This window comes from Legionella feeleii (assembly GCF_001467625.1).
In the GTDB taxonomy this organism is placed as follows: domain Bacteria; phylum Pseudomonadota; class Gammaproteobacteria; order Legionellales; family Legionellaceae; genus Tatlockia; species Tatlockia feeleii.
In genome coordinates, this window is the sequence record NZ_LNYB01000085.1 from 446,661 (window position 1) to 469,795 (window position 23,135).

A 23,135-nucleotide genomic window follows, 5' to 3' on the forward strand; every position below is an offset into this window, starting at 1 on the left:
TTTACATCAATGCTTTCTCTTATATTTCCTGTATGGCTGGTGAAATGTCTTGTTGAAATTCTTTTACTTCCTTTTTCAATAAGAATAACAAAAAGAATAAAAAATCGTGAAAAAATGAATATTTTTGACTTTAACACCAACTTCAACCCATTCATACTTGATTCAAAATACTCCATAAATGAAAATAAGGTTTAAAAATGAAAAAAAAAGCTGTCGTCTTATTGTCTGGCGGATTAGATTCAACCACATGCTTGGCATTTGCTAACTCAAAATCCTATGAATGCAATGCGTTAAGCTTTGATTATGGTCAAAGACACTCCTCTGAATTAAACGCTGCAAAAAAAATAGCTCAACATTTTAATGCAAATCAACATGAAATAATTTCCCTTGACTCATTGGGGAAACTGGGTGGTTCATCCTTAACCGATCAAACTAAAAAAATTGAAGAATACTCAGGAAAAACAGGAATACCGTCAACTTATGTACCCGCAAGAAATACAATAATGCTTTCAATTGCACTTGGCTGGGCTGAAATAATTAATGCTGATAGCATCTTTATAGGTGTCAGTTCAGTTGATTATTCAGGCTATCCAGATTGTAGGCCGGAGTTTATTGAAGCCTTTATGAAAATGGCAAATTTAGCCACAAAAAACTCAGTTTTAGGAGAAAAGATAAATATTGAAACTCCTTTATTGTATTTAAGCAAGGCTGACACAGTTAAACTCGGAAAATCTTTAGATGTGGATTATTCAATGACAGTTTCATGTTACCAAGCCAATCAAGATGGAGAAGCCTGCGGGAAGTGTGATAGTTGTTATTTGAGAAAAAAAGGATTCCAAGATGCTGACATTCAAGATCCAACAAGATATATAAGTTAATCACTAACCTTAGCCTCTTGAATCCACTGTCCGGAACCCGGACCGTGGACAAGTGTCCGGATCCCGGACACCTATACTTTCTCACAAATATACTTTTTTAAATGCTCGCTCAATTCATTGATATCTAATGAGTTCAATACATTTCTCGTTATAGAAATCCTCCCTGTGCTGGTAATTCTAAATAATGGTGATCCGGCATCATCATTATACACAAACGTTTTATTTCTATTTGTTTTTGAGTTTGATATAAATTTATCTATGCGTTTTTGTAGAGAGTTAACCCCAGCCCCTTCTCTAATATCTTGTGATAACTTCATAACTGCATCAATATAAACATCCCCCATAGCACAGGTTTTTGATAAAAATGCAGCTGTAGTGGGTGACACTTGAGATAAATCTGAAACTTCATCCCAAATTTTTTGAGGTACTTTATTAAAAGACATCAAATCACCAAAAGAAGATTTTGGTATTCCTAACCTTTTTGATAATTCATTTTGGCTAACATTTAATTCATTCATCATTTTTAAATACGCCTTGGCTAGAGAGTAGGGGGATAAACTATGTTTTTTATTTTCACTGGTTTGTATAACCATGCAATCAAGATCATCTTTATTTATGATGATTGCTTTTAATTTTATCCCTGCTTTTTTGCAGGCCCTCCATCTTCTTTCTCCACCAATAATTTCGTATTCGTAATTTAAATCTTGTATTTTTCTTATAATTGCCGGCTGCAATTGCCCATTATTTTTAATATCTTCCGAAAGCTCATCTATATCACCAAGTTCGAAATCACTCCTGTCGGAAAACCGCCAGTTACAACACTTTTCAGGGTCAACTGAGACAATATCTTGATTATTTTTAACTTCACTTTCCAGTTCTTTAATTCTAGTTATTAATTTTTCGTTTTCCTCAAATTGTTCAGTAGCTAAAATTTCCCAGTCATCTTTACCGTTTCTATTAAAGCTTAAAGAGACTGCTTCTTTTTGTAATGACTTTTTATTCATAAGATATCCTTTAAGAATTAATAATATATTCTAATACAGCCTCATACTCTTTAGAGACATTTTCGTTTGGCGCATAATCAACAATAGACATTGCAATTGCAGGACTTTTACATTCACGTAACCTTACGCTATTTGAAATAAAAGTCGGACATATTTCATTAGGGAATGTTTTTTTTACAATATTGATTACGTCTCTATCAAAATTTCGTAATGGTTTTTCAACCCTGTTTGGAATTAAGGCAGCAACCTTTACTTTATCATTTATTTTTCTCATTTTGAGTTTCTTAACTTGCTGATATACATCCTGTAACCCCCAGCTATCATATAAATCAGGGGTAAATGGAACTATAATTTTATTGGAAGCAGCCATTATAGAATCATATAAAGCCCCTTTCGATGGAAGGCTATCAATAATGATATAATCATACTTTGACTTATATTCAAGTAGGTTCTCTTTAATTAAAAATAATAAGTCTGATGCAGGAATAGCTTCGCAAGTATTAGCCAAAGAATTATTCGTACCTATTACATGTAAATTCTCACTAAGCTGATAAGGCTTACCAGAACGCCCCATAACGAGGTCAGACGTTGTAAACTTCATATCAATGGGATCTTTGATTAAAGAAGAGCTTAAGTGTCCCTGTGGATCACCATCTATCACAAGAACTTTTTTCTTTTTCGAAAGCATTAAACAAATATTAAATGCAACTGTCGTTTTACCAACACCTCCTTTAAAGTTTAAAAAACTCCATATTTCAGCAAGGCATTGATCTTCTACATCGCTTTCTTCAACCCCTGTTCTATCTTGTAGCGATATCCAGTTATCCAGTAACCGTAGTGCCTGAACAGGGGCTTTCTGGAAAAACTGATGCTCTTCATCCATCATCCATTTTTTTATAGAGCTAACAGAATACCCTGTTATATCTGATATATCTGAATGTTTTAAAGAATGCTTTTCTTTAATATCTCTTATTCTGTCATTTATGCAATCTATATCTGACATATTCTTCCCTCCCTCAAGATGACTATTTTATTATCATAAAGTTCAATACAAGCAAAAAAACAAGCTATTTTCTTCAAAAACCACTCTTAGGTTAGTTCTTTTAAGGAACTTATTCAATGCATTTGACAATAAAGTTCATTTCAGGAGAGAATAAAGAATAAAAAAAAGCCCGGGCTAACGGGCTTTTAAAAACTGGAGTTTTTGGGTGTTTTTAGATATAAAAATTAATCTCACAAATTAATTTTATCTAAAAATACCCATTCCGTCAAAGTTTAAAAAACTAAGGAATGGTTACGCATGAATAAAAACAACAATATAGCGACAATTTACCACGACCGCCATGATCAGTTAAAGCTTCTGGCAAGCAGTCCTGCCAAGGCAGAATTCCTGAGTAAGTGTATTTACTGGTGGCAGATTTCCAAATATAAAATTAAAAACAGCGATTACATCTGGTTTACCCGAACCACTGACGAACTGGCAGCGGGTGCAGGCCTTTCAGAAAGCTCAGTAGGACGCTACCTTCGGGATTTCGCAGAGAAAGGCCTGATAGAAAAGAGGGTGATTAAACGCTATTCCAGAAAACACGCTCAGGACATCGCCTGTCTGCATATCCGAATAACTGACAAACTGCTGGCGCTTTTAAAAACCAGTACAAAAAAACCATCCACAACCAACCAAGCAAGCAAAGGCAATAAAAATCCAGATAGTATAAATTTAGGTCATATTGACGATACCCCTTCGGTCAATCTGACGGTTCCTACTATTAATAATAAAGGAGATTCTCCTAATAACAATATCAGTACTGTTAGCAAAAATGCTGTTAATTGTGGAAAAAAACAAAAAACCTCTTTTGAAAAAACCGTCTTTCCCATTGAAAAAGACATTGGAGAAAGAGTCAGTGAAGAAATCAAAGATCACATCAAAGGCATGCTCTACAACGTACTTAAAAATCAGGGACAGGAGCTAAAGCACAATGAACGCCTGTTTACTGAAGTCCTTTTTGCTGTGACAAACAAAGAGCAGTTCAAAGACGTTGCCTGTATAAACCACCGCATCAATATCGCTGCAAGCCTGATTCGCAAAAAACTATGGCGAATACCAAAGGGATTTTATAACCACTGGGATATCGGTCAGGCCTTCAAGGAGCGTGATGAGGTTAAACGCCGAAGAACAAGTCAGGAAAAGCTTGAGCGTGAGCTTTTAGGCGTAACCGACCCACAACGTATCGCTGAAATAAAAGCCCGTTTTGAGGTAAGTATGGCTGACGAGTTCCGCTTCGATAAGCAAAAAGAAATCATTACCAAACAAAAAGAGCAGGCATCCCATCAACGGCATTTGACAGAAAAACTCAACCGAATCAGCAATGAAATCTTCACGGAAGGCAAATACTTAAAACAAATGGAAGATGCCCTCGATCAGGGTTTGGGATATGCCAACCAGGAACTTATCGACAGCATCGGCATAAAGCTTGCCAGACTGTATGACGAGCAGGCGAATATTGAGTCTGAACTTCAAAACATTCGACAGGAATGGGATTTGTGTGCTTAAATTCAGCTCATTTTACAGATGGTTTTTGTCCACAGATTTTGTGAATAAGCCTGTGAGTATAGATTGAATGGGCAGGGTTTATCAGGGTTACAAGAGTTATGCTCGAATCTGGTGTATGTGAAAAATAAATTAGGTGGCGTATCCTGTTGATTGTTCGCCAAGAACATAATCAACAAAAGGAAATACGCCATGAAGGATTGTAATCTGAAAGAGGTTTCTACACCAGTTCAAAGAATCACTGATCCATTAACTGAATTATTAAGGAATGGAGCCCGTGATTTAATTAGGCAAGCAGTTGAAGCGGAGCTTGGTGCCATGCTGTCTGAATATGAGGATTTAAAACTAATTGACGGTAGACAGGCTATCGTACGTAATGGTTATTTGCCAGAAAGAACCATTCAAACAGGCATTGGTGACGTCACAATCAAAGTGCCTAAGGTTCGTGACCGCAGTGGCTCTGGCATTCATTTTCAAAGTCACTTGTTGCCACCGTATTTGAGACGTACAAAAAGTATTGAGGAATTGATTCCCTGGCTTTATTTAAAAGGATTATCAACGGGTGATTACTCCGAAGCCTTGGGCGCTCTGTTAGGTGAGCATGCAAAAGGCTTATCTGCAAATACGGTATCTCGATTAAAAAGCCAATGGCTTTTAGAGCATCAAAACTGGCAACGCCGGGATTTAAGTCAGAAACGCTATGTTTATTGGTGGGCGGACGGTATTTATAGCCAGGTGCGAATGGACGCTCGCTTGTGTTTACTGGTTATTATCGGTGTTACCGAGCATGGCCATAAAGAGTTAGTTGCCGTGAGTGATGGGTATCGGGAGTCATCGGCAAGCTGGGAAGAGTTACTCACGAGCTTACGGCAAAGAGGTCTTGTTCATTCACCAAAGCTAGCTGCCGGAGATGGCGCATTGGGCTTTTGGAATGCTATTAGCAAAGTGTATCCCGACACCCGTCACCAACGTTGCTGGGTACATAAGACCGCTAATATTCTAAATAAACTACCGAAGTCAGTGCAGCCCAAAGTGAAAGCAGCACTGCATGAGATATGGATGGCATCAACCCGTAAAGATGCTCATAAAGCCTTTGATAATGCGTTGGAGTTATTCACACCCAAGTACCCGAAAGCAATGGATTGCTTGAATAAGGATCGCGAGGAATTGCTCGCTTTTTATGATTTTCCTGCAGAGCATTGGATTCATATTCGAACAACAAATCCAATTGAATCTGCCTTCGCTACAGTGCGATTACGTACAAAAAAATCACGTAACTGTGGCTCAAGAGATAGCACATTAGCAATGGTATTTAAGCTGATGGAGTCCGCTCAGAAGCGGTGGATAAAAATTAGAGGTTTTAACCTATTAACACTTGTTGTTAATAACGTTAAGTTTGAAGACGGAGTGCAGGTTGTTGAACAATCGGACTGGAAGGCCGCTTGATGATATTTTGCTCATACACCAGAATTGACAATAACTCTTTCCTATGTTTCATTCAGCTACAACACTGATACGGCTCACAAAGCAAGCAGGTAACCCATTATAAAGGACGTAATAATTCATGAAAAAATATCGGAGTATCCTTGCATGCATTATAGGGAATGCCCTGGAATGGTATGAATTTAGTTTGTTTGCTTATTTGTCTCCTGTTATTGCGAGTTTGTTCTTCCCGGATAATAATCCTGCCACGAGTTTATTGGCCACGATGCTGGTCTTTGCTGCAGGATTCATTGTGCGGCCCCTCGGCTCTATTGTTTTAGGACATTTAGGCGATCGCTATGGGCGTGCTAAAACACTTAAGTTTACTATTTTACTAATGTCTATTGCTTCGATCTTAACCGGTTTTCTGCCAACTTATAACCAAGCAGGATTATTGGCTCCCCTCTTATTAATTACTTGCCGTTTACTACAAGGATTTTGTATCGGTGGAGAATTTGCCGGCTCTATGATTTATCTTTCGGAATCAGCACAAGATAAACATCGTGCCTTGGTTAGCAGTATGTCTAATAATGGTTCCAATATTGGCGTATTGGCCGCTATTCTAGCCTGTACTACTCTCAGTGCCTTTGTTGGTAACGACGCTTTAGCGAGTTATGGCTGGCGTATTCTCTTTATTTCTGGCGGAGTAATGGGAATTTTAGGATTGTGGCTAAGACGTGACCTGTCGGAATCAGAGACTTTTCTACAGTTACAGCAAAACATTCGTGAAAAATATTTGCCTGTTAAATATGTGCTTACTAAACAATATCGCTCTATGTTTCACATTATTTTATTATTATTTATTAGTGCCTGCGGCAGTTATACTCTGATGGGCTATCTCTCTACCTATTTACATGAGTTTTTGCAGGTCCCGCTTAATCAAGCTTATCAAATGCAGACCTTGTTTATTGTTTTTTCTTTATTATTTGTGCCGGTGTTCGCACATATTTCTGACAAAGTTGGTCGAAAGAATATTTTAGTTTTTTCAACGCTTGGCTATTTAATTTGCGCTATTCCTAGTTTTTGGGTTTTACAAACGATTTCCGCTTGGTGGGTTTTGCTACCTTTAGTAATTTTTTATAGTGCCGAACAAGCTGTGACGCCGATAGTAATGGCAGAAATGTTTTCGGGTAAAGGACGTTATACGGGAATTTCCATGGCCTACAATATCTCCATGGCTCTAGTAGGCGGCTTTTCCCCGGCAATTAATACCTGGCTTATCAATCGCTTTAATACAATGATGATTGCCTATTACGTTGTCTTTTGCGCACTGGTTTCTTTAGTTGTTGTCGTAAAATACTTACCAAAACAATATGGCATTGAAAAGAATTTAGCTGCAATCTAGCGAAATCCTCTTCTCGCCCTGAAATCAACATTTGGAACCAGGCTGTTAGACAGTATTCCTATGCTCTTTCGCAGGCCTAACCTGTTCACCAAGACACAACGCCATGAATAAGAGAAAGAAATAGCCAGATCCTGAATAAAACAATAAAGAATCAGAGAGATTACCGAGCAAAAAAGGTATCAGCATGGCAAAAGCAATCGCTCTTGTTGTATTAAGCTGCCAACTGGCTCGAATTAAACTAACAAACAGGAACAATAAAGCAGCAAAACCCACGATACCAAATTCCGCAGCAACCAACCAATATTGATTATGAGGCTCTAACAATTTAGGCCCCCAGGCTGGTACCGGTTTCTCAGTTCTAAAGTAATAAGTAAAGCTACCGGTACCATTGCCAAATATTGGATGTTGGTTAAAAAGCTTGTGGGCAAAATCATGAAACTGTAAACGATAACCCACTGCGGAATTTTTATCATTGTTTTGGTAGCGATTTAATTCTTTGGCAATGGAATTAACATGCTCGTTGATTAAAGGGTATTTAAAGTAAGCTAATGTAAATGCCGAGCCGATCAAGAGAATGCCTGCTATAGCCTGGCGCCAAGAGCAGAGTTGTAAAACTAAAATACCCATCATCAATAGATAAACGACGTAGCCTGTACGACCAATATTGATAAAAAGCTCTTGATAGCTGTATATCCCTGCCAGTAAAACATAGGCAAAACGCCCCCCTAAACCTTGATGACGGTAGGCTAGCAGCAACGATAGATAGGTCGCAAAAGCAACCATAAAACCAGTAATAATATGGTTGCGAAACACATTATCAGGATCAATCGCAAGCGATTGTAAAAAACCGTGAAACTTTAAGATAGAAAGCGCACAGGTAATAAAAATAGCGAATAGGAATGCATGCAAACCCGTTTCTCTCGTTTTAGCATCACGGAAGCCAACCACTAACAGTGGCAAGTAAAGTAATTTGCTGTATTTTTCTACGACAAAAAATTTTTCTGACAAATTGGCCGGGCTCCAGAAGCAAGCCAGTAGAGCGATTGCAAATAAAATCAAGGCTGCCTTGCACCAGGATTTTGCAAAAAGACCAGCCAATTCTGAACGATAAGAAGGCGACAGGAGAATGGCCACTACCGACAAAGCCATACCAATACTTTTTCCACTGGAACTCATCGGTAAAAGAAAGAGTGTTGTGACCAGCAAGAAAGGAACAGCACGATGCAAAGAAAATTTTTGTGAAAAACTGAGTGTTGTTTCCATACGATTAATTATCTCTTATTGTCTTGGGTAATTTTTCGAACTGAGCATCGCGGTAAAGCTGTTTGATACCACGATAGAAAGTCCCCTGCGCATTAAAAACAGCAAATAAAAATCCGGCTTTGCCATCTAAAAAACCCCGTTGTAAAAAATAACAACGGAAAAACATCCATCCTGATCCCAATAAAGTTTTGCCAAAACTCGGCGATTTCTTTGCTTCGATCTTTATTTTGGCACTATAGGACGAATAACGATTGATTTTGTAGAGGGCATGACTAACATCCTGAAAAGAGTTGTGCATAATTCCCTGCTTTATTCGACTGATTCTTGCTGTTGCCGGAAGCAGTATTTTTTCATGTACAATATCCTCGCTATAACGAGCGCCAGCTCGCTTAAAAAGACGCACATGCCGTTTAGGACTGGAGGAAAAACGCAAGGGCTGACCGTAGAAACTCATACAGATTGGTATGCGATAAGCATCTGCTGCATCGCTGTTAATGGCGGCAATTATTGTTTCTTTGAGTGCTGCATCCACCCATTCATCGGCATCAAGATTTAATACCCAATCACCAGTGGCATACGCAAGTGCTCGCTGTTTTTGTACGCCATAACCCTGCCAATCAGTGCAATGCACTTTTTTAGTATATTCTTCGGCAATGGCAACTGTATTATCGCTACTACCCGAATCAAGAACAACAATTTCATCAGCCCATTGCACGGATTCCAAACAACGTCTAATGTTTGCTTCTTCATTTTTAGCGATGATAATGACACTGAGCATGTATGATTAACCAGCCAGAAATCGATAATGGCAATATTTTAACTGGATAACGGCATAAATGTAAGTAATTTGCAACAGGAAGCAGGTTTAATGGCCAAAAATAGTGCCCTATTGCTATTAAGTTGCACTATTGATCATACCGTCTCGTATTCTCTGATCAGAGAATATTTTGCCCTTTTGAGTACAGATTATTTTGCAAATCCTTATTAGCTTTTGAAAAAGTCTCTTGGTTTTTTCTTTTAAAATAAGAATATAAGGAAAAAACCCGAATTGATCTTGCAAAAACCGATGGCCTCTTCAGAGTAGGTATCTTCAATCAATTTGATAATATTATCGCCCGCTTAGTGGGGCTCTGAAAAAGGGTAACTACTTGTTAACTGGTAATATCATTGCGCCAAAATTACAAGCCCAAGTTCGCTGCAACCACTAAAAACAAAGGCACTGCATGCTGAAAGCATGAGTGCCTTGAATAGTTAGAACAGGTAGAATTCAACAGACACCTTCACGATGATCATGGCTATCAAAATGAAGCTTGCCATCTTTTACTTGTAAGGTGACATGACCACCATTCGCCAACTTACCAAACAGTAATTCGTCAGCAAGTGGTTTCTTTACATTTTCCTGAATTAAACGCGCCATTGGTCGCGCGCCCATGGTTTTATCATAGCCATGTTCAATCAGCCAATCTCGAGCTGATTTATCAACCTTAAAGGTTACGCCTTTATTGCTTAATTGCTCATCAAGTTCCATGATAAATTTATCGACAACCAAACCAATCGTCATCTGATCAAGAGGCGCAAAATTAATAATAGCGTCTAATCGGTTTCTAAATTCAGGGCTAAATTGTCGTTTAATAACCTCTAATCCATCATTGCTGTTATCCTGCAAAGAAAAACCAATGGCGTTTCTGCTGATTTCATAGGCACCGGCGTTAGAAGTCATCACGAGTATCACATGACGAAAATCGGCTTGCCGCCCATTTGTATCTGTCAAAGTGCCATGATCCATAATCTGCAGCAACAAATTAAAGACATCGGGGTGTGCTTTTTCAATTTCATCAAGCAATAACACTGCATGAGGGTTTTTAGTCACAGCTTCCGTCAATAACCCGCCTTGATCATAACCGACATAGCCTGGAGGAGCGCCAATCAGACGTGAAACCGTGTGTTTTTCCATGTATTCGGACATGTCAAAACGCAACAGCTCAATACCCAAAACATTTGCTAACTGTTTAGTGACTTCTGTTTTACCAACGCCTGTTGGGCCGGCAAAGAGAAAGCAACCCACTGGTTTTTGCGGTTCACGCAGGCCTGAGCGAGCCAGTTTAATTGCAGAAGCAAGTGCGGTTATTGCATTATCTTGGCCATAAACTAACAGTTTTAAATCCCGTTCCAAATTACGCAAAGTATCTTTATCTCGAGCAGAAACCTTCTTAACCGGTATACGAGCAATTTTGGCTACTACACTTTCAATTTCTGTCACAGAGATTATTTTTTTGCGTTTTGTCGCCGTTAACAGATTTTGATATGCACCTGCTTCATCGACCACATCAATCGCTTTGTCAGGCAAGAAACGGTCATTAATGTACTTCGCTGATAACTCAGCAGCAGCCTTCAGTGCGGGAATAGAAAATTTAACACCGTGATGATCTTCAAGACGTCCTTTTAATCCCTTCAGAATTTCAAAGGTTTCATCAACACTTGGTTCTGTAATATCAATCTTCTGAAAACGTCTGGCAAGCGCTCTGTCTTTTTCAAAAATCCCACGATACTCCTGGTAGGTGGTTGAACCAATACATTTCAATTCGCCATTGGCCAGTAAAGGTTTAATGAGGTTAGAAGCATCCATTACCCCTCCAGATGCCGCACCTGCACCAATGATGGTATGGATTTCATCAATGAATAATACGGCACCATCCTGCTGGCTTAATTGCTTTAAAACAGCTTTTAACCGTTTTTCAAAATCACCACGATATTTGGTTCCAGCCAATAAGGCTCCTAAATCCAGTGAGTACACAACACAGTTACTTATTGCCTCTGGAACTTCACCATCAACGATACGTCGCGCCAGCCCTTCCGCTATAGCTGTTTTACCCACGCCTGCTTCACCCACCAATAAGGGATTGTTTTTACGGCGACGGCATAAAACCTGGATGGTGCGTTGAATTTCTTCATGGCGCCCGATAAGGGGATCGATTTTACCCATTCTGGCGCGCTTATTGAGATTCATACAATAACTTTCAAGCGGAGACTCACTACCCTCACCACCTAATCCTTCATCATCCATTGGTGAATTCATACTGTCATTCATATCATTGTTATGATATTTAGAAACACCATGGGAGATATAATTAATGACGTCTAAACGCGTTATATTTTCACGGCGCAAAAAATAAACAGCCTGGCTTTCCTGCTCACTAAATATTGCTGCAAGAACATTAGCACCTGTCACTTCCGTTTTACCTGCAGACTGAACATGAAACACTGCTCGTTGTAGCACCCGTTGAAAACCGAGGGTAGGTTGAGTTTCTCGATCCAGCTCATCCTCTGGAATTCTAGGGGTCGTTTCGTCAATGAACTCAAGCAAATCACGTCTTAACGAATCAATGTTGGCATCACAAGCCTGTAACACATTACCAGCTGCTGGATTATCAAGCAATGAGAGCAATAAATGCTCGACCGTCATGAATTCGTGACGTTTCTCTTTGGCTTCCTTAAAGGCTAGATTTAAGGTGAATTCAAGTTCTTTGTTTAACATTTTATTGCTCCTCTCTCCAGCCACTACCAGTTTTCGGGTTCCATGGTACATAACAAGGGATGCTGGTTGCTTCTCGCATGGTCGTTTACTAGAGCGACCTTTGTTTCTGCTATATCCCTGGTAAAAACACCACAAACTCCCTTTCCTAAAATATGAACCTGTAACATCACCTGTGTCGCCAATTCTTCATTAAAGTGAAAGAACCGCTTCAATACATCCACTACGAACTCCATCGGCGTGTAATCATCGTTAAGCAGTATAACCTTATACTTCTTCGGCTGTCTGACCGCAGGTAAGGCTTCCGACTCCGCCTTTTTGCGCTCAATTATTTCCTCTAAAGACCATCCGCTCATGACATACACCCTTTATTAATTTTATAGACTTACAATGCACTTTTGGCCAGTAAAAAGATGATTTAATTATTGAAAAAATTAAACCTTGCGACAATCAACAACATCTTGATTAGATAGCATTCATACTGGTTATTATGAATAGTATAAAAAATACTCTCACTGTTAATCTGTAAAATGGCAGTTGAGCTCTTAATGCTGCCAATATACCTTAAATTTATTTGTATCCAAAAGTCCTTTTTTGGACGTAAAACGCCCCTTTTCAGGGGCGTCGTTTTATTCGTTATAAATTTGATTTATAACTATCCAATTTTAGAATATTACTTTATTTACATATGGTTAATCATCGCTTCAGCAAATCCGGAGCAACTTACACAGGTAGCGCCTTGCATTAAGCGCTCAAAATCATAAGTAACTGTTTTTGCTTCAATTGCCCCTTCCATTCCTTTGATAATTAGATCAGCCGCTTCAACCCAACCTAAATGGCGGAGCATCATTTCAGCCGATAAAATCAACGAACCCGGGTTTACTTTATCTTGACCGGCATATTTAGGCGCTGTTCCGTGAGTTGCTTCAAAGACAGCCACCTCATCGCCAATATTAGCTCCAGGTGCAATTCCAATACCACCAACCTGTGCAGCAAGTGCATCAGAAATATAATCACCGTTTAAGTTCAGGGTAGCAATAACGCTATAATCTTCTGGTCTTAATAAAATTTGTTGCAAAAAGGCATCAGCAATGACGTCTTTAATTATGATGGGTTTACCTGTTTTAGGACTGGTTAATTCCATCCATGGTCCACCTTGATATTCTTTTGCTCCGAAACTGTCGCGGGCAACTTGATAACCCCAATCCTTGAATGCCCCCTCGGTAAATTTCATGATATTGCCTTTGTGAACCAAGGTAACAGAATCACGCTGATTATCAATCGCATATTGAATAGCAGCTTTGACTAAACGCGCCGTACCTTCCTGAGAAACCGGTTTAATTCCTATACCGCAATTCTCGGGAAAACGAATTTTCTTCACACCCATTTCTTTTTGCAGAAAATGAATAACTTTTTTGGCTTCGGCTGAGTTGGCTTGCCACTCTATACCCGCATAAATATCTTCTGCATTCTCGCGGAAAATAACCATGTTGGTTTTCCAAGGCTCTTTGACTGGGCTTGGTGTACCATTGAAATAACGAACTGGACGTAAACAAGTATACAAGTCAAGTTCCTGGCGAATGGCAACATTCAATGAGCGAATTCCACCACCGACTGGCGTAGTCAAAGGGCCTTTGATAGAAACAACGAATTTTCTTATGGCATCCAGCGTTTCTTTGGGTAGCCATTGATCTCCACCATAAACCTTTGTTGCCTTCTCACCGGCATAAACTTCCATCCAGGCAATTTTCTTTTTATCACCATAAGCTTTTGCCACTGCCGCATCAACAACCCTTATCATCGCTGGAGTCACGTCCACGCCAATACCATCGCCCTCAATGAATGGAATAATAGGAAATTGAGGTACTTTCAAGGATAAATCAGCAGCAACAGTAATGGCTTGTCCCTGAGCTGGAACATGGATTTTTTCGTAGGTCATTGATAACTCCGTCTGGGTTAAAGAGATTAATCATAGCACGCTCAAACTCTTTGTCCCAAATGCATTTAATCTTACAAACAGGTATGGCTTCTCAATTGAATATAAAGACACTCATTGGCCGTAATGTGCACTACCTTTTCAGAGTTAAGTCTACCTTGAAGATATCCTGGTGCGCATTCGGTGCTTGCTAATGATTACCTCAACCTGATGCTCAGGTAAGCTTTGGTAGATAGAAAGAATTTTAAAAAGGATTTGAAATTGACTAATCTGTTTTATTGCACTGAGTTTAACCATTCGGGATCAAAGAGCTATTGGCCCGGTCGCTGGGCCTTCAGCTCAGCGACCGATAACTCGACTAGCTAGACATTAGCTATGTATTTTAGACCAATATAAGGACCTGATGCTGAAAAATCACTTTCAATACCTGTGAATACAGCCCCAATGTTATTTTGCGCATTGAAATAATTAAACCACATATAACCTACATCCAAAATTAAATCGCCTTGCGCCATAGTATAAGTGTAATCAGCCCCTACTTTGGCTTCAAGTTCTGGAACCATGGCAGTCTTTGAACCTTCGGTTAAACATATTCCACAGTTAAATTTGCTAGTTCCAACTAATATCGCTGTTGCAGCCTTAGCGTAAATTCCCAGACCATTTCCAAAAACGTAGTTCATATCCAGGCCAGTACGGGGGCCAAAGCCGTTAAATGTAGCAGATGATTGCGAAATAAATTCGCCGCTCCTATAAACGTGTGCGCGAGTTTGAATTCGCGCATATTGTACGCCGCCATGAAATCGTATTTTCTTATTTGCACTGAAATCAACAAATTGGCCTAACTCACCATTAACAGCATCCCACTTACTGTTGATAGATAAGTAATTACCACTTGCGAATGAAACCCCTGGTGTGAAATCATTGTCGTTGTCGAAATGGTACCAGTTTACATTAATGTCATTGCCTGTATTGAAATGATAGGAGCCTTCAAGTTTGAAACCCCAATCCCAATTCGGGTCGAAATCAGTAAACCTTGTAGCAGAATCAGTAGTGTTTGAGCCATAGTAACCAAAATCAGCATCATATACTGGTTGCAAATAAAGAGCGCTTATACCAATATCCCATGCAGTTCTCTCACAAGGAACAGTAACATTACCTGGGGTGCAAACAGGCCCCATAGTGCCAGCAAATACTGCACTGCTTCCTAAAGCAAGTATACTTAGAGCTGTTTTTTTCAAACTAAACATCCTTTGTCTCCAATTAGTGAGTTTTCATTCATTGATAAGTTTGCTTGGAAGTTCCCAAGAGCATGCGCTATATCAGCCAGTAAGTAAGCGAAGCATGCAATGCTTCGAGTATCCTTTTTGAATATAAGTAAGTCAAGATTTTGTCATTAAAAAAATTTAATGAGTACTAACATGCAGGCATAAAACCTACAACGTGTATTATGGTATGATTCACCATTCTAGGCTAGATAAGCGTTATTTTTCCATTGTAAGCAACATGAGTGAAATTTTACTATTCAATAAACCTTTTGGTGTTCTAAGCCAATTCACCGGTGACGTACATGAACAAACGTTGGCTCACTATATTAATAAACCGAACTTTTATGCAGCAGGGCGTTTAGATAAAAATAGCGAAGGGCTTTTGCTTCTTACTCATCAGGGTAAATTGCAACATCAGCTCAGTCATCCTGACGCCAACAAAGAGAAATATTATTGGGTTCAGGTAGAGGGGATACCACAAGAACAAGACCTCTTCCCCATTAGGCAAGGCTTAGTAATCAGAGAAACACGGTTTTTGCCGGCCAAAGTCACATTAATCGATGAGCCTCCGCTCTGGCCAAGGAATCCACCGGTGCGTTTTCGTAAAACCATACCAACCAGTTGGTTAGAGATCGTGTTGAGAGAGGGTAAAAACCATCAAATCCGTCGAATGACAGCAGCTATTGGTTTTCCGACATTAAGATTAGTCCGACATCGCATTGCTGATTGGTCATTAGGCACTTTGCAACCAGGCGAGTACCGTTTATTAACTATCAATTCCAAAACGGGTAAATCATTGAAAGGGCCTATTCGGTAAGCAACGTTTTTAACTCCAAAAAGGAAAAAACCTCTTGAGAATAAATATTTGCCTCCTCTTGAATCAAACTCAACAAGCATTCGACGTAGTATTTATCAAATAAAATGCCTGCTGTTGAATTTAAATAATTAATTGCTTCTTTAATTGTAAGAGCAGCTCGATAAGGTCTATTTATGACCATGGCATCCCAGACGTCGGCTATAGCAACTATTTTGGCTAACTCATTAATCTCTCCTTCCTTTAATCCCTTAGGATAGCCAGAGCCATCCAAGCGCTCATGATGTTGGGATACAATCACCTCAATCTCCCAAGGACAGACAATCTTATTTACAATCTCACTGCCTTTATTCACGTGCTGCTTTAAAACGTCATATTCATAACTTTCTAGTTGGCGGGGAGTTACTAAATACTCGATAGGTACATAAATTTTTCCCACATCATGGACAAGAGCCCCTAAATACAGGGTAGCCAAAAGATTAAGCTCTGAAAGATTCGCTTTTTGGGCAATATGCAAGGCAATCGAGGCAGTTCGCTTCTGATGCCCAGCTGTATAAAGATCACGTGTCTCAACTACCTCTGAAAGTGCTCTAATCGCATTAAAGAATGAATTTGCTAAAATTTCTTTATCAAGCTCAATTTGCTCTTCCAATCTTAAAAAGGTAGTTATCTCCTCAAAGTAAATCATGTAGATCGTTTTTTTTGCAATAATTTGGGTGATGGGTACAACTCTAACTATAAACGTTTTCTTGTTTAAATTAATGGATTCTTTTATTTCTTTATGAGACATAACTGCCGCTTTAAAATAATCTGGAACCTGATTAATCTTTGGGAAAATACGCCAAAATTTTAAACCGGTTGCATCCATATTTACCAAATCATAATAAGAAGGGTTGGCATAAAGGATTGAAGCTTGTGCATCACAAAGAAGTACCGGATTTTCTAATAACGAAAGAACATGCGACATTGCATCAAAGAGAACCAGGTCTTTTTTATGAGTAGACATACCTTAATCCCTGAACGTTATTTTCCTTAATAAAAACGCCTGAACCCATTAAAGAATTTTGTTAACTAATTTCTAGTATAGAATTAATTGAAAAAATACAAGGCATATCTATTTCAGGTACATTGAGTTTGGCAGGACCATCCACCTCCCAAAGCTTTAATAAGCAATACACTGGCTACCTGGCGGCGAGTACGAATATCCACCGAATTCAGTTCTGCCTGCAAGGCGGTGTTTTCATTGACAACAACATCCAGATAATTAGTGAGCCCACCTTTATATCGATCGATTGCTTGAACCAAGGCACGCTTTGCTGCAGCAGTGGCGGCAGTTTGACTTCGGTTTTCTTGATCAAGACGGCGTATGGCAACTAAATTATCTTCTACCTCTTGGAAAGCAGTAAGCACAGTTTGCCGGTAAGAAGCGACTGTTTCGTGATAACTCGCTTTTGCAGAGTTCAATAAACCACGCAAATTGCCCCCATCAAATAATACCAAGTTTGCCAAAGGCTTTACTAAAGCTAATCCACTAATGGGTCCAAGCGACCAAAATAGGCTGGGCTGATCAAACAGGTTTGCCAGGGTTTGACTTTCAACACCAGCTATTGAACTAAAATTAATTTGCGGGTAAAAAGCCGCACAAGCAACACCTATCTCAAAATTTGCCGCTTGCACGCGTTGTTCAGCAGCAGCAATATCGGGCCTGCGTTCTAAAAGTGAAGAAGGTAATTCAGGCGCAATAGAAACCAGATTCATTCTGGTTTTTGCAGGGGGCATTTTAAAATTAGCCGGTATTTCACCCACTAATACTGCAATGGCATGTTCAAGTTGGGCACGCCGCAATCGCATTTCCGTTGCTGCAGTCCTGGCATTTTCCAGTTGCGTAATGGCTTGATCAACATCGGCTATCGGTGCAGCCCCCCCATCATAACGTTTACGCGTTATGTATAAACCTTTTTCATAAGCCGCTACTGTCGCATCCAATACCCGTTGGCTAGCTTCATCTCCCCGCAAAGCAAAATAATCCATAGCCAATTCTGCATGCATGCTAAGAGAGACACCGGCAAGATCAGCGGCGCTGGCTCGTAACTGACTCTCACTGGCAGCCACTGAATTCCGCACCCGCCCCCACAAATCGATCTCATAAGAGACATCAACACCCGCTAAAAAATCACTAAAGGAATTAGTTGTATTTGGGTTAGCAATATTCCGCGATTTTTGTTGCCTGTCCGCATTTCCTACTCCAAGGAGGGTAGGATAATAAGCAGAACGTGCAACCTGTGCTGCGGCACGGGCATTTTGAAAACGGGAAAAAGCAATTTTCAAATTTTGGTTTGTACAGGTAACTTTTTCTTCCAGTTCATTTAAAACCGGATCATTAAACATCAACCACCAACGCGTACCTTTAGCAGTAGGAGTATATCCCTTAGCCTTTTTCCACTCCTTGGTTTCTTTGTATTCAAGAGGAATAGGCATCGGGGGGCGCTGATATCGAGGTGTAAACGAGCAAGCAGCCAATAATAACGAAAATAAAATCAGAGTCATTTGTCTTTTCATTTTGGGGCTGGCTCTTTTGGTGTTTCATTGTCTTTGGATGCTATTTTCACCTCTTGGCCGGCCATAAGAGCATCTGGTGGATTTAAAATAACTAGCTCTCCAACTTGAAGACCGGTATTAACCTCGACTTCAGTACCAAAATCACGACTTACAGTTATTGGACGTAAATCCACTTTATTATTCTTATTAACAACAGCCACTTGTAAGCCTTGAGCACGGAAGAGAAGTGTATTCACTGGTAACCGAATAAGTTTTGACGAAAGTGGCATATTGAAATGGACTTCCGTATATCCACCAGGCAGTATTTCATCCTTGGGATTATCCGCCCAGAATTGAGCAAGCAAAGTCAGGGAGTCAACATTAATAGCATCCGCTGTTTTGTACAGTTTGGCCGGAAATTTTTTCCCGGGATGTTCAGTGAAATATAAACTAACTTCCATGTTCGGTTTAATATTATTCACGTAGGTTTGTGGTATTTGTACATAAACACGGATAGGATTCGATTGCACAATATTAAATAAAGAAAAAACATTAGTACCACTACCTGCATTAATCAGTGAACCAATATCAATATTGCGGAAACTAATCGTACCATCAAAAGGTGCGATGACTCGCTCATAACTCACCAGATCGCGCAATCTATCACGGTTAGCTTGTGCCGATTTCATAATTGCTGTCGTAGCTTTTAAATTGCTAACTTTCTCATCAGTTTCTTGTTTGGAGACAGAATCTGATTTTAATAAATGGAGCCAGCGTTTTGCTGTAATATCAGCCAAATCTTTATTGGCAATCGCGGTGTGTAAATCAGCTTCAGCTTGGTGTAACTGGGCATTGACTTCCGGTGCTTCAATGATAGCAAGTAAATCACCCTCTTTAACTTTACTACCAATGTCAACATACCAGTCTTTAATATAACCATTCGTACGCGCGTAAATTGTTGCTTCGTGCCAGGCTTCAACCTTGCCTGGTAAAATAATTTCCTCGGTCAAAGGACCTGGCTTGGTAGTAAGAGTAGCCACAATCGGTACTGCATTCGCATTTGTTTCCACACGCAACGTCATCTTAGCCTGAACGCGAAAGAAAATAATAACAAAGGCAAGCAATAAAATAAGACAAACAATAATAATAACCCGACGCGACGTGCGAGACTCCCTCGGCAATTGACTTTCATCAGACATGCTTTTCCCCCTGGTCTTTTTTATGCTTGCGGCTATGAATCAGGCAAAAAATCGTAGGAACAAAAAATAAGGTGGCAATTGTTGCAAATGACAAGCCACCAATAACGGCACGTCCTAACGGGGCATTTTGCTCACCGCCATCACCCATCCCAAGTGCCATAGGAAACATGCCAATAATCATCGCCGAAGCAGTCATTAATACCGGTCGTATACGAGATTTACCCGCTTCAAGAGCTGAGGTAAACGGATCATGGCCTTCCTTCATATGATCACGCGCAAAACTAATCACTAAAATACCGTTTGCAGTGGCTACCCCCATACACATGATAGCCCCCGTTAACGCAGGAACACTAAGCGTAGTGTGTGTAAGGAATAACATCCACACAATACCGGCAAGAGCAGCTGGTAAAGCGGTGATAATAATGAAAGGATCTAGCCATGATTGGAAATTAATCACGATCAGCAAATAAACAAGAAGAATAGAAAAAATAAGCCCCAGATAGAGCCCCGTAAACGCTTGATCCTTGGTTTGTATCTGCCCCCGCACAACGACAGAAGACCCCTTTGGCAGATCTTTTTTGGTATCTTTGACAATTTTATTAATAGCTTTTGAAACAGAGCCCAGATCGGTATCTTGTATAGAAGCAAAAATATCAATTACAGGTTGAACGTTGTAGTGAGAAACCACAACGGGCTCCATAGTGCGTTTTGCATGCATCATCGCACCTAAAATCTGTGGATCTGTATCCTTTGCAGCATTGGCAACAGTAATATTACCCAAAGCCTGTAATGAATTCATATAATATTGCGGTGTTTGAGTTGCCACGGGATATGAAACATGATTCTTTGGGTTAACCCAAAAGGTCGGTGAGGTTTGAAAACTTCCTGAAAGAGTAATCAACAAATTATTGGCAATATCGAATTGACTATACCCCAGCTCACGTGCACGACTGCGATTTGACTCGACTAGAAACCCAGGGTAGTTAAAGGCTTGCCTTAGATGGGCATCCACTACGCCAGGGACATGTTTCAAACGCTCTAATACTTTAGACGCGTAACGAATATTTTCCTCTTGTTTTAAACCAATGACTTGGATATCAATCGCTGAAGGTAAGCCAAAGTTAAGCGTTTGGTTAACAATATCCGCTGGCAAAAAGGAAAACGTGACTCCTGGAAATTTCTTCTGCAGCAACGGCCTTAAATCACGAATATAATCGTCTGTTGGTTTATGGTTCTCCTGCAGCGCAATCAAAATGTCAGCATCACTGGCCCCATTGGTCGCTGAGTTACTGTAAGATAAATTGATACCACTGACAGGTAAACCAATGTTGGCAACAATACTGAATAATTCTTCTTCCGGAACAAGTTTGCGGACAACGTGACCAATTTCTCCTGCCAAGCGAGCCGTTTCCTCTACCCTTGTCCCGGTAGGAGCCTGCAAATGCAATTTAATTTGTCCAGCATCAACGCTGGGGAAAAAATTAGATCCAAGCCAGGGCGCTAAAAGAGCTATCGATACTAAAATAAACCCCAGGAAACTAAGAATAAAAACCTTTCTGTTGTCTAGCGCTTTGGTTAACAGCGTAAGATAACGTTGGCGAAAACGCTCAAACCATCTTTCAAATCCAGCGTGAAAACGCTGAAAACGGCTAAGACTATCTGGATCATGGATAGGCTCATGCTTTTTTAATAAATATTTGGCCATCGTCGCAACAAGAGTACGTGACAAAATATAAGACGCCAACATGGCAAAAATAACAGCTTCTGCTAAAGGGGCGAATAGATACTGTGCCACCCCACCCAGATAAAACATAGGCACGAAAACAATACAAATACAAAGTGTTGAAACCAGGGCCGGAATAGCGATTTGTTCTGCACCATCCAGAATGGCCTGTTCCACCTCTTTACCTTGCTCCAAATTCCAATTGATATTTTCAATGGCTACAGTCGCATCATCGACTAAGATTCCCACTGCAAGTGCTAAACCACCCAGAGTCATAATATTGATTGTCTCCCCCAAGGCAGACAAGATCGTGAGCGAAGCAAGGATAGACAGAGGTATAGAAAGTGCGATAATAAAAGTACTTCGCCAACTACCAAGAACAATTAAAATCATCAAGCCTGTTAAACAGGCTGCAATAAGCCCCTCCCTAATAACCCCATCAATGGCAGCAAGAACAAAGATTGATTGATCACCGAAAGTAGACAAATTCAAGGCTGCAGGCATCATATCTTTTACGACAGGTAACAGGGCTTTCACTCGGCTTACAATGTTAAGGGTCGATGCATTGCCTGTTTTTTGCACGGACATCATCACTGCCCGTTTTCCATTAACAGTAATAATATTGGTTTGCGGGGGGAAACCATCACGAACATGAGCAACATCACGTATATAAAGCACGCCACCATGCGGTAATGCTTTCACGGGGAAATTATTAAACTCATCCGTTGTTAAAGGGCTGGCATTAAGTTTAACTAAATACTCATACAGGCCAATCTTCTCTGTGCCTGCAGGTAAAATCAAATTCTGTGTATTAATCACTGCACTAATATCTTGTGCCGAAACCCCATAGGTTTGCATCTTTTCCGGCTGAAGATCGACTTGTACCTGACGTATTTTCCCACCATAAGGGAAAGGCAATGCGGCGCCCTGGACTGTGGCAAGCTGCGTTCGAATAAAATTATTACCTAAATCGTATAAGTCTTGCTCGGGCAAAGTTTGGCTAGTTAAAATTAATTGCAGTACCGGGACTGTCGCAGCATTGTAACTTAATACCAGAGGGGGTGTTTGGCCTGGCGGTAATTGCTTTAACAAGGTTTGTGCAATCGCTGTTACCTGACTTAAGGCAACAGCAATATCGACGTCATTATGGAAAAACAGTTTTGTAACACTGACACCAAGCAACGATTCGGATTCTATGTGCTCGATGTCATTAACCGTTGTTGTTGCTGCCCGTTCAAAAATGCTGGTAATTAAATCAGACATCTGTTGCGGTGGCATACCACTAAAACCCCATACCACACTGACCACCGGGATATCAATATCTGGAAAAATATCGGTTGGGGTGCGTAATATGGCCAGTGGCCCGATAATCAATAACATTAATGCCAAGACGACGAAAGTATAAGGTCGGGATAAGGCAATCCGCACAAGCCACATAGCAATCCATGCCAAAGGATTTAATGATTTTTAGTATAACAATGTAAAATACTTAGATCTATCTTAAGAGGATATTGATTTAAAAAATAATTTTCCCGAGATCTAATAGGAGCTGGTTGACATTTCACCAGGATAAATGAGCAGCGAAGGGCAGGAAGTCAATGCTATTCG

The 23,135-nt window shown here is 40.0% G+C and carries 17 protein-coding genes and 1 pseudogene; 6 read left to right on the plus strand and 12 right to left on the minus strand.

Annotation, left to right across the window (positions count from 1 at the left end; translation table 11 throughout):
* Together Lfee_RS17725 and queC are read left to right on the plus strand one after the other, a co-directional pair.
* A pseudogene (locus tag Lfee_RS17725) lies at positions 1–195 on the plus strand (queuosine precursor transporter); the annotation flags it as partial.
* 2 nt (positions 196–197) lie between these two features.
* Positions 198–878: a 7-cyano-7-deazaguanine synthase QueC gene (queC, locus tag Lfee_RS14395; protein WP_058447680.1), complete on the plus strand. Its 681-nt coding sequence runs from the start codon at positions 198–200 to the stop codon at positions 876–878.
* A 71-nt stretch (positions 879–949) separates the two neighbouring features.
* Here the strand turns inward: queC and Lfee_RS14400 are convergent, their stop codons facing one another.
* Positions 950–1,882, minus strand: a complete 933-nt coding sequence (locus Lfee_RS14400) for a ParB/RepB/Spo0J family partition protein (protein WP_058447681.1) — start codon at positions 1,880–1,882, stop codon at positions 950–952.
* 10 nt (positions 1,883–1,892) lie between these two features.
* Positions 1,893–2,885, minus strand: a complete 993-nt coding sequence (locus Lfee_RS14405) for a ParA family protein (protein WP_058447682.1) — start codon at positions 2,883–2,885, stop codon at positions 1,893–1,895.
* 297 nt (positions 2,886–3,182) lie between these two features.
* Between Lfee_RS14405 and Lfee_RS14410 the strand changes: the two genes are divergently transcribed.
* The 3 genes from Lfee_RS14410 (at position 3,183) to Lfee_RS14420 (ending at position 7,257) form a co-directional block, all read left to right on the plus strand.
* Positions 3,183–4,433 (plus strand): helix-turn-helix domain-containing protein, encoded by a 1,251-nt coding sequence (locus tag Lfee_RS14410; RefSeq protein ID WP_058447683.1) that lies wholly within the window; start codon positions 3,183–3,185, stop codon positions 4,431–4,433.
* Between the two features lie 189 nt (positions 4,434–4,622).
* Positions 4,623–5,876, plus strand: coding sequence for an IS256 family transposase (locus tag Lfee_RS14415; protein WP_058447684.1), 1,254 nt, complete (start codon positions 4,623–4,625; stop codon positions 5,874–5,876).
* Positions 5,877–5,994: 118 nt separating this feature from the next.
* Positions 5,995–7,257 carry an MFS transporter gene (locus tag Lfee_RS14420; protein WP_058447685.1) on the plus strand — a complete coding sequence of 421 codons (1,263 nt, stop codon included), beginning with the start codon at positions 5,995–5,997 and terminating at the stop codon, positions 7,255–7,257.
* 45 nt (positions 7,258–7,302) lie between these two features.
* Here the strand turns inward: Lfee_RS14420 and Lfee_RS14425 are convergent, their stop codons facing one another.
* The 6 genes from Lfee_RS14425 to Lfee_RS14450 all read right to left on the minus strand — a co-directional run bounded on the left by Lfee_RS14425 (position 7,303) and on the right by Lfee_RS14450 (position 15,235).
* Positions 7,303–8,520, minus strand: a complete 1,218-nt coding sequence (locus Lfee_RS14425) for an O-antigen ligase family protein (RefSeq protein WP_058447686.1) — start codon at positions 8,518–8,520, stop codon at positions 7,303–7,305.
* A 4-nt stretch (positions 8,521–8,524) separates the two neighbouring features.
* Positions 8,525–9,298 carry a glycosyltransferase family 2 protein gene (locus tag Lfee_RS14430; protein WP_058447687.1) on the minus strand — a complete coding sequence of 258 codons (774 nt, stop codon included), beginning with the start codon at positions 9,296–9,298 and terminating at the stop codon, positions 8,525–8,527.
* Between the two features lie 489 nt (positions 9,299–9,787).
* Entirely contained in the window at positions 9,788–12,055 is a 2,268-nt protein-coding gene (gene clpA, locus Lfee_RS14435) for an ATP-dependent Clp protease ATP-binding subunit ClpA (protein ID WP_058447688.1), read from the minus strand.
* Between the two features lie 23 nt (positions 12,056–12,078).
* The gene (gene clpS / locus Lfee_RS14440; protein WP_058447689.1) at positions 12,079–12,408 is read right to left on the minus strand and encodes an ATP-dependent Clp protease adapter ClpS; all 330 of its coding nucleotides are present in this window, start codon (positions 12,406–12,408) and stop codon (positions 12,079–12,081) included.
* A gap of 326 nt (positions 12,409–12,734) precedes the next feature.
* A complete protein-coding gene (gene icd / locus Lfee_RS14445) occupies positions 12,735–13,991 on the minus strand; it encodes an NADP-dependent isocitrate dehydrogenase (protein WP_058447690.1) in 1,257 nt (418 codons plus the stop codon).
* 359 nt (positions 13,992–14,350) lie between these two features.
* Positions 14,351–15,235, minus strand: coding sequence for an Lpg1974 family pore-forming outer membrane protein (locus Lfee_RS14450; RefSeq protein WP_058447691.1), 885 nt, complete (start codon positions 15,233–15,235; stop codon positions 14,351–14,353).
* A 256-nt stretch (positions 15,236–15,491) separates the two neighbouring features.
* Between Lfee_RS14450 and Lfee_RS14455 the strand changes: the two genes are divergently transcribed.
* A complete protein-coding gene (locus tag Lfee_RS14455; RefSeq protein WP_058447692.1) occupies positions 15,492–16,070 on the plus strand; it encodes a pseudouridine synthase in 579 nt (192 codons plus the stop codon).
* Here the strand turns inward: Lfee_RS14455 and Lfee_RS14460 are convergent.
* The 4 genes from Lfee_RS14460 to Lfee_RS14475 all read right to left on the minus strand — a co-directional run bounded on the left by Lfee_RS14460 (position 16,060) and on the right by Lfee_RS14475 (position 22,964).
* Positions 16,060–17,073 (minus strand): HD domain-containing phosphohydrolase, encoded by a 1,014-nt coding sequence (locus Lfee_RS14460; RefSeq protein ID WP_058447693.1) that lies wholly within the window; start codon positions 17,071–17,073, stop codon positions 16,060–16,062. The genes Lfee_RS14455 and Lfee_RS14460 overlap by 11 nt on opposite strands.
* Before the next feature lie 113 nt (positions 17,074–17,186).
* Positions 17,187–18,626: an efflux transporter outer membrane subunit gene (locus Lfee_RS14465; protein WP_058447694.1), complete on the minus strand. Its 1,440-nt coding sequence runs from the start codon at positions 18,624–18,626 to the stop codon at positions 17,187–17,189.
* Complete coding sequence (locus Lfee_RS14470; RefSeq protein ID WP_058447695.1) at positions 18,623–19,804, minus strand: efflux RND transporter periplasmic adaptor subunit; 1,182 nt, start codon at positions 19,802–19,804, stop codon at positions 18,623–18,625. Before Lfee_RS14470 ends, Lfee_RS14465 begins: the two co-directional genes overlap by 4 nt.
* Positions 19,797–22,964, minus strand: a complete 3,168-nt coding sequence (locus Lfee_RS14475) for an efflux RND transporter permease subunit (RefSeq protein ID WP_058447696.1) — start codon at positions 22,962–22,964, stop codon at positions 19,797–19,799. The genes Lfee_RS14470 and Lfee_RS14475 overlap by 8 nt, the downstream gene beginning before the upstream one ends.
* Positions 22,965–23,135: the final 171 nt, after the last annotated feature.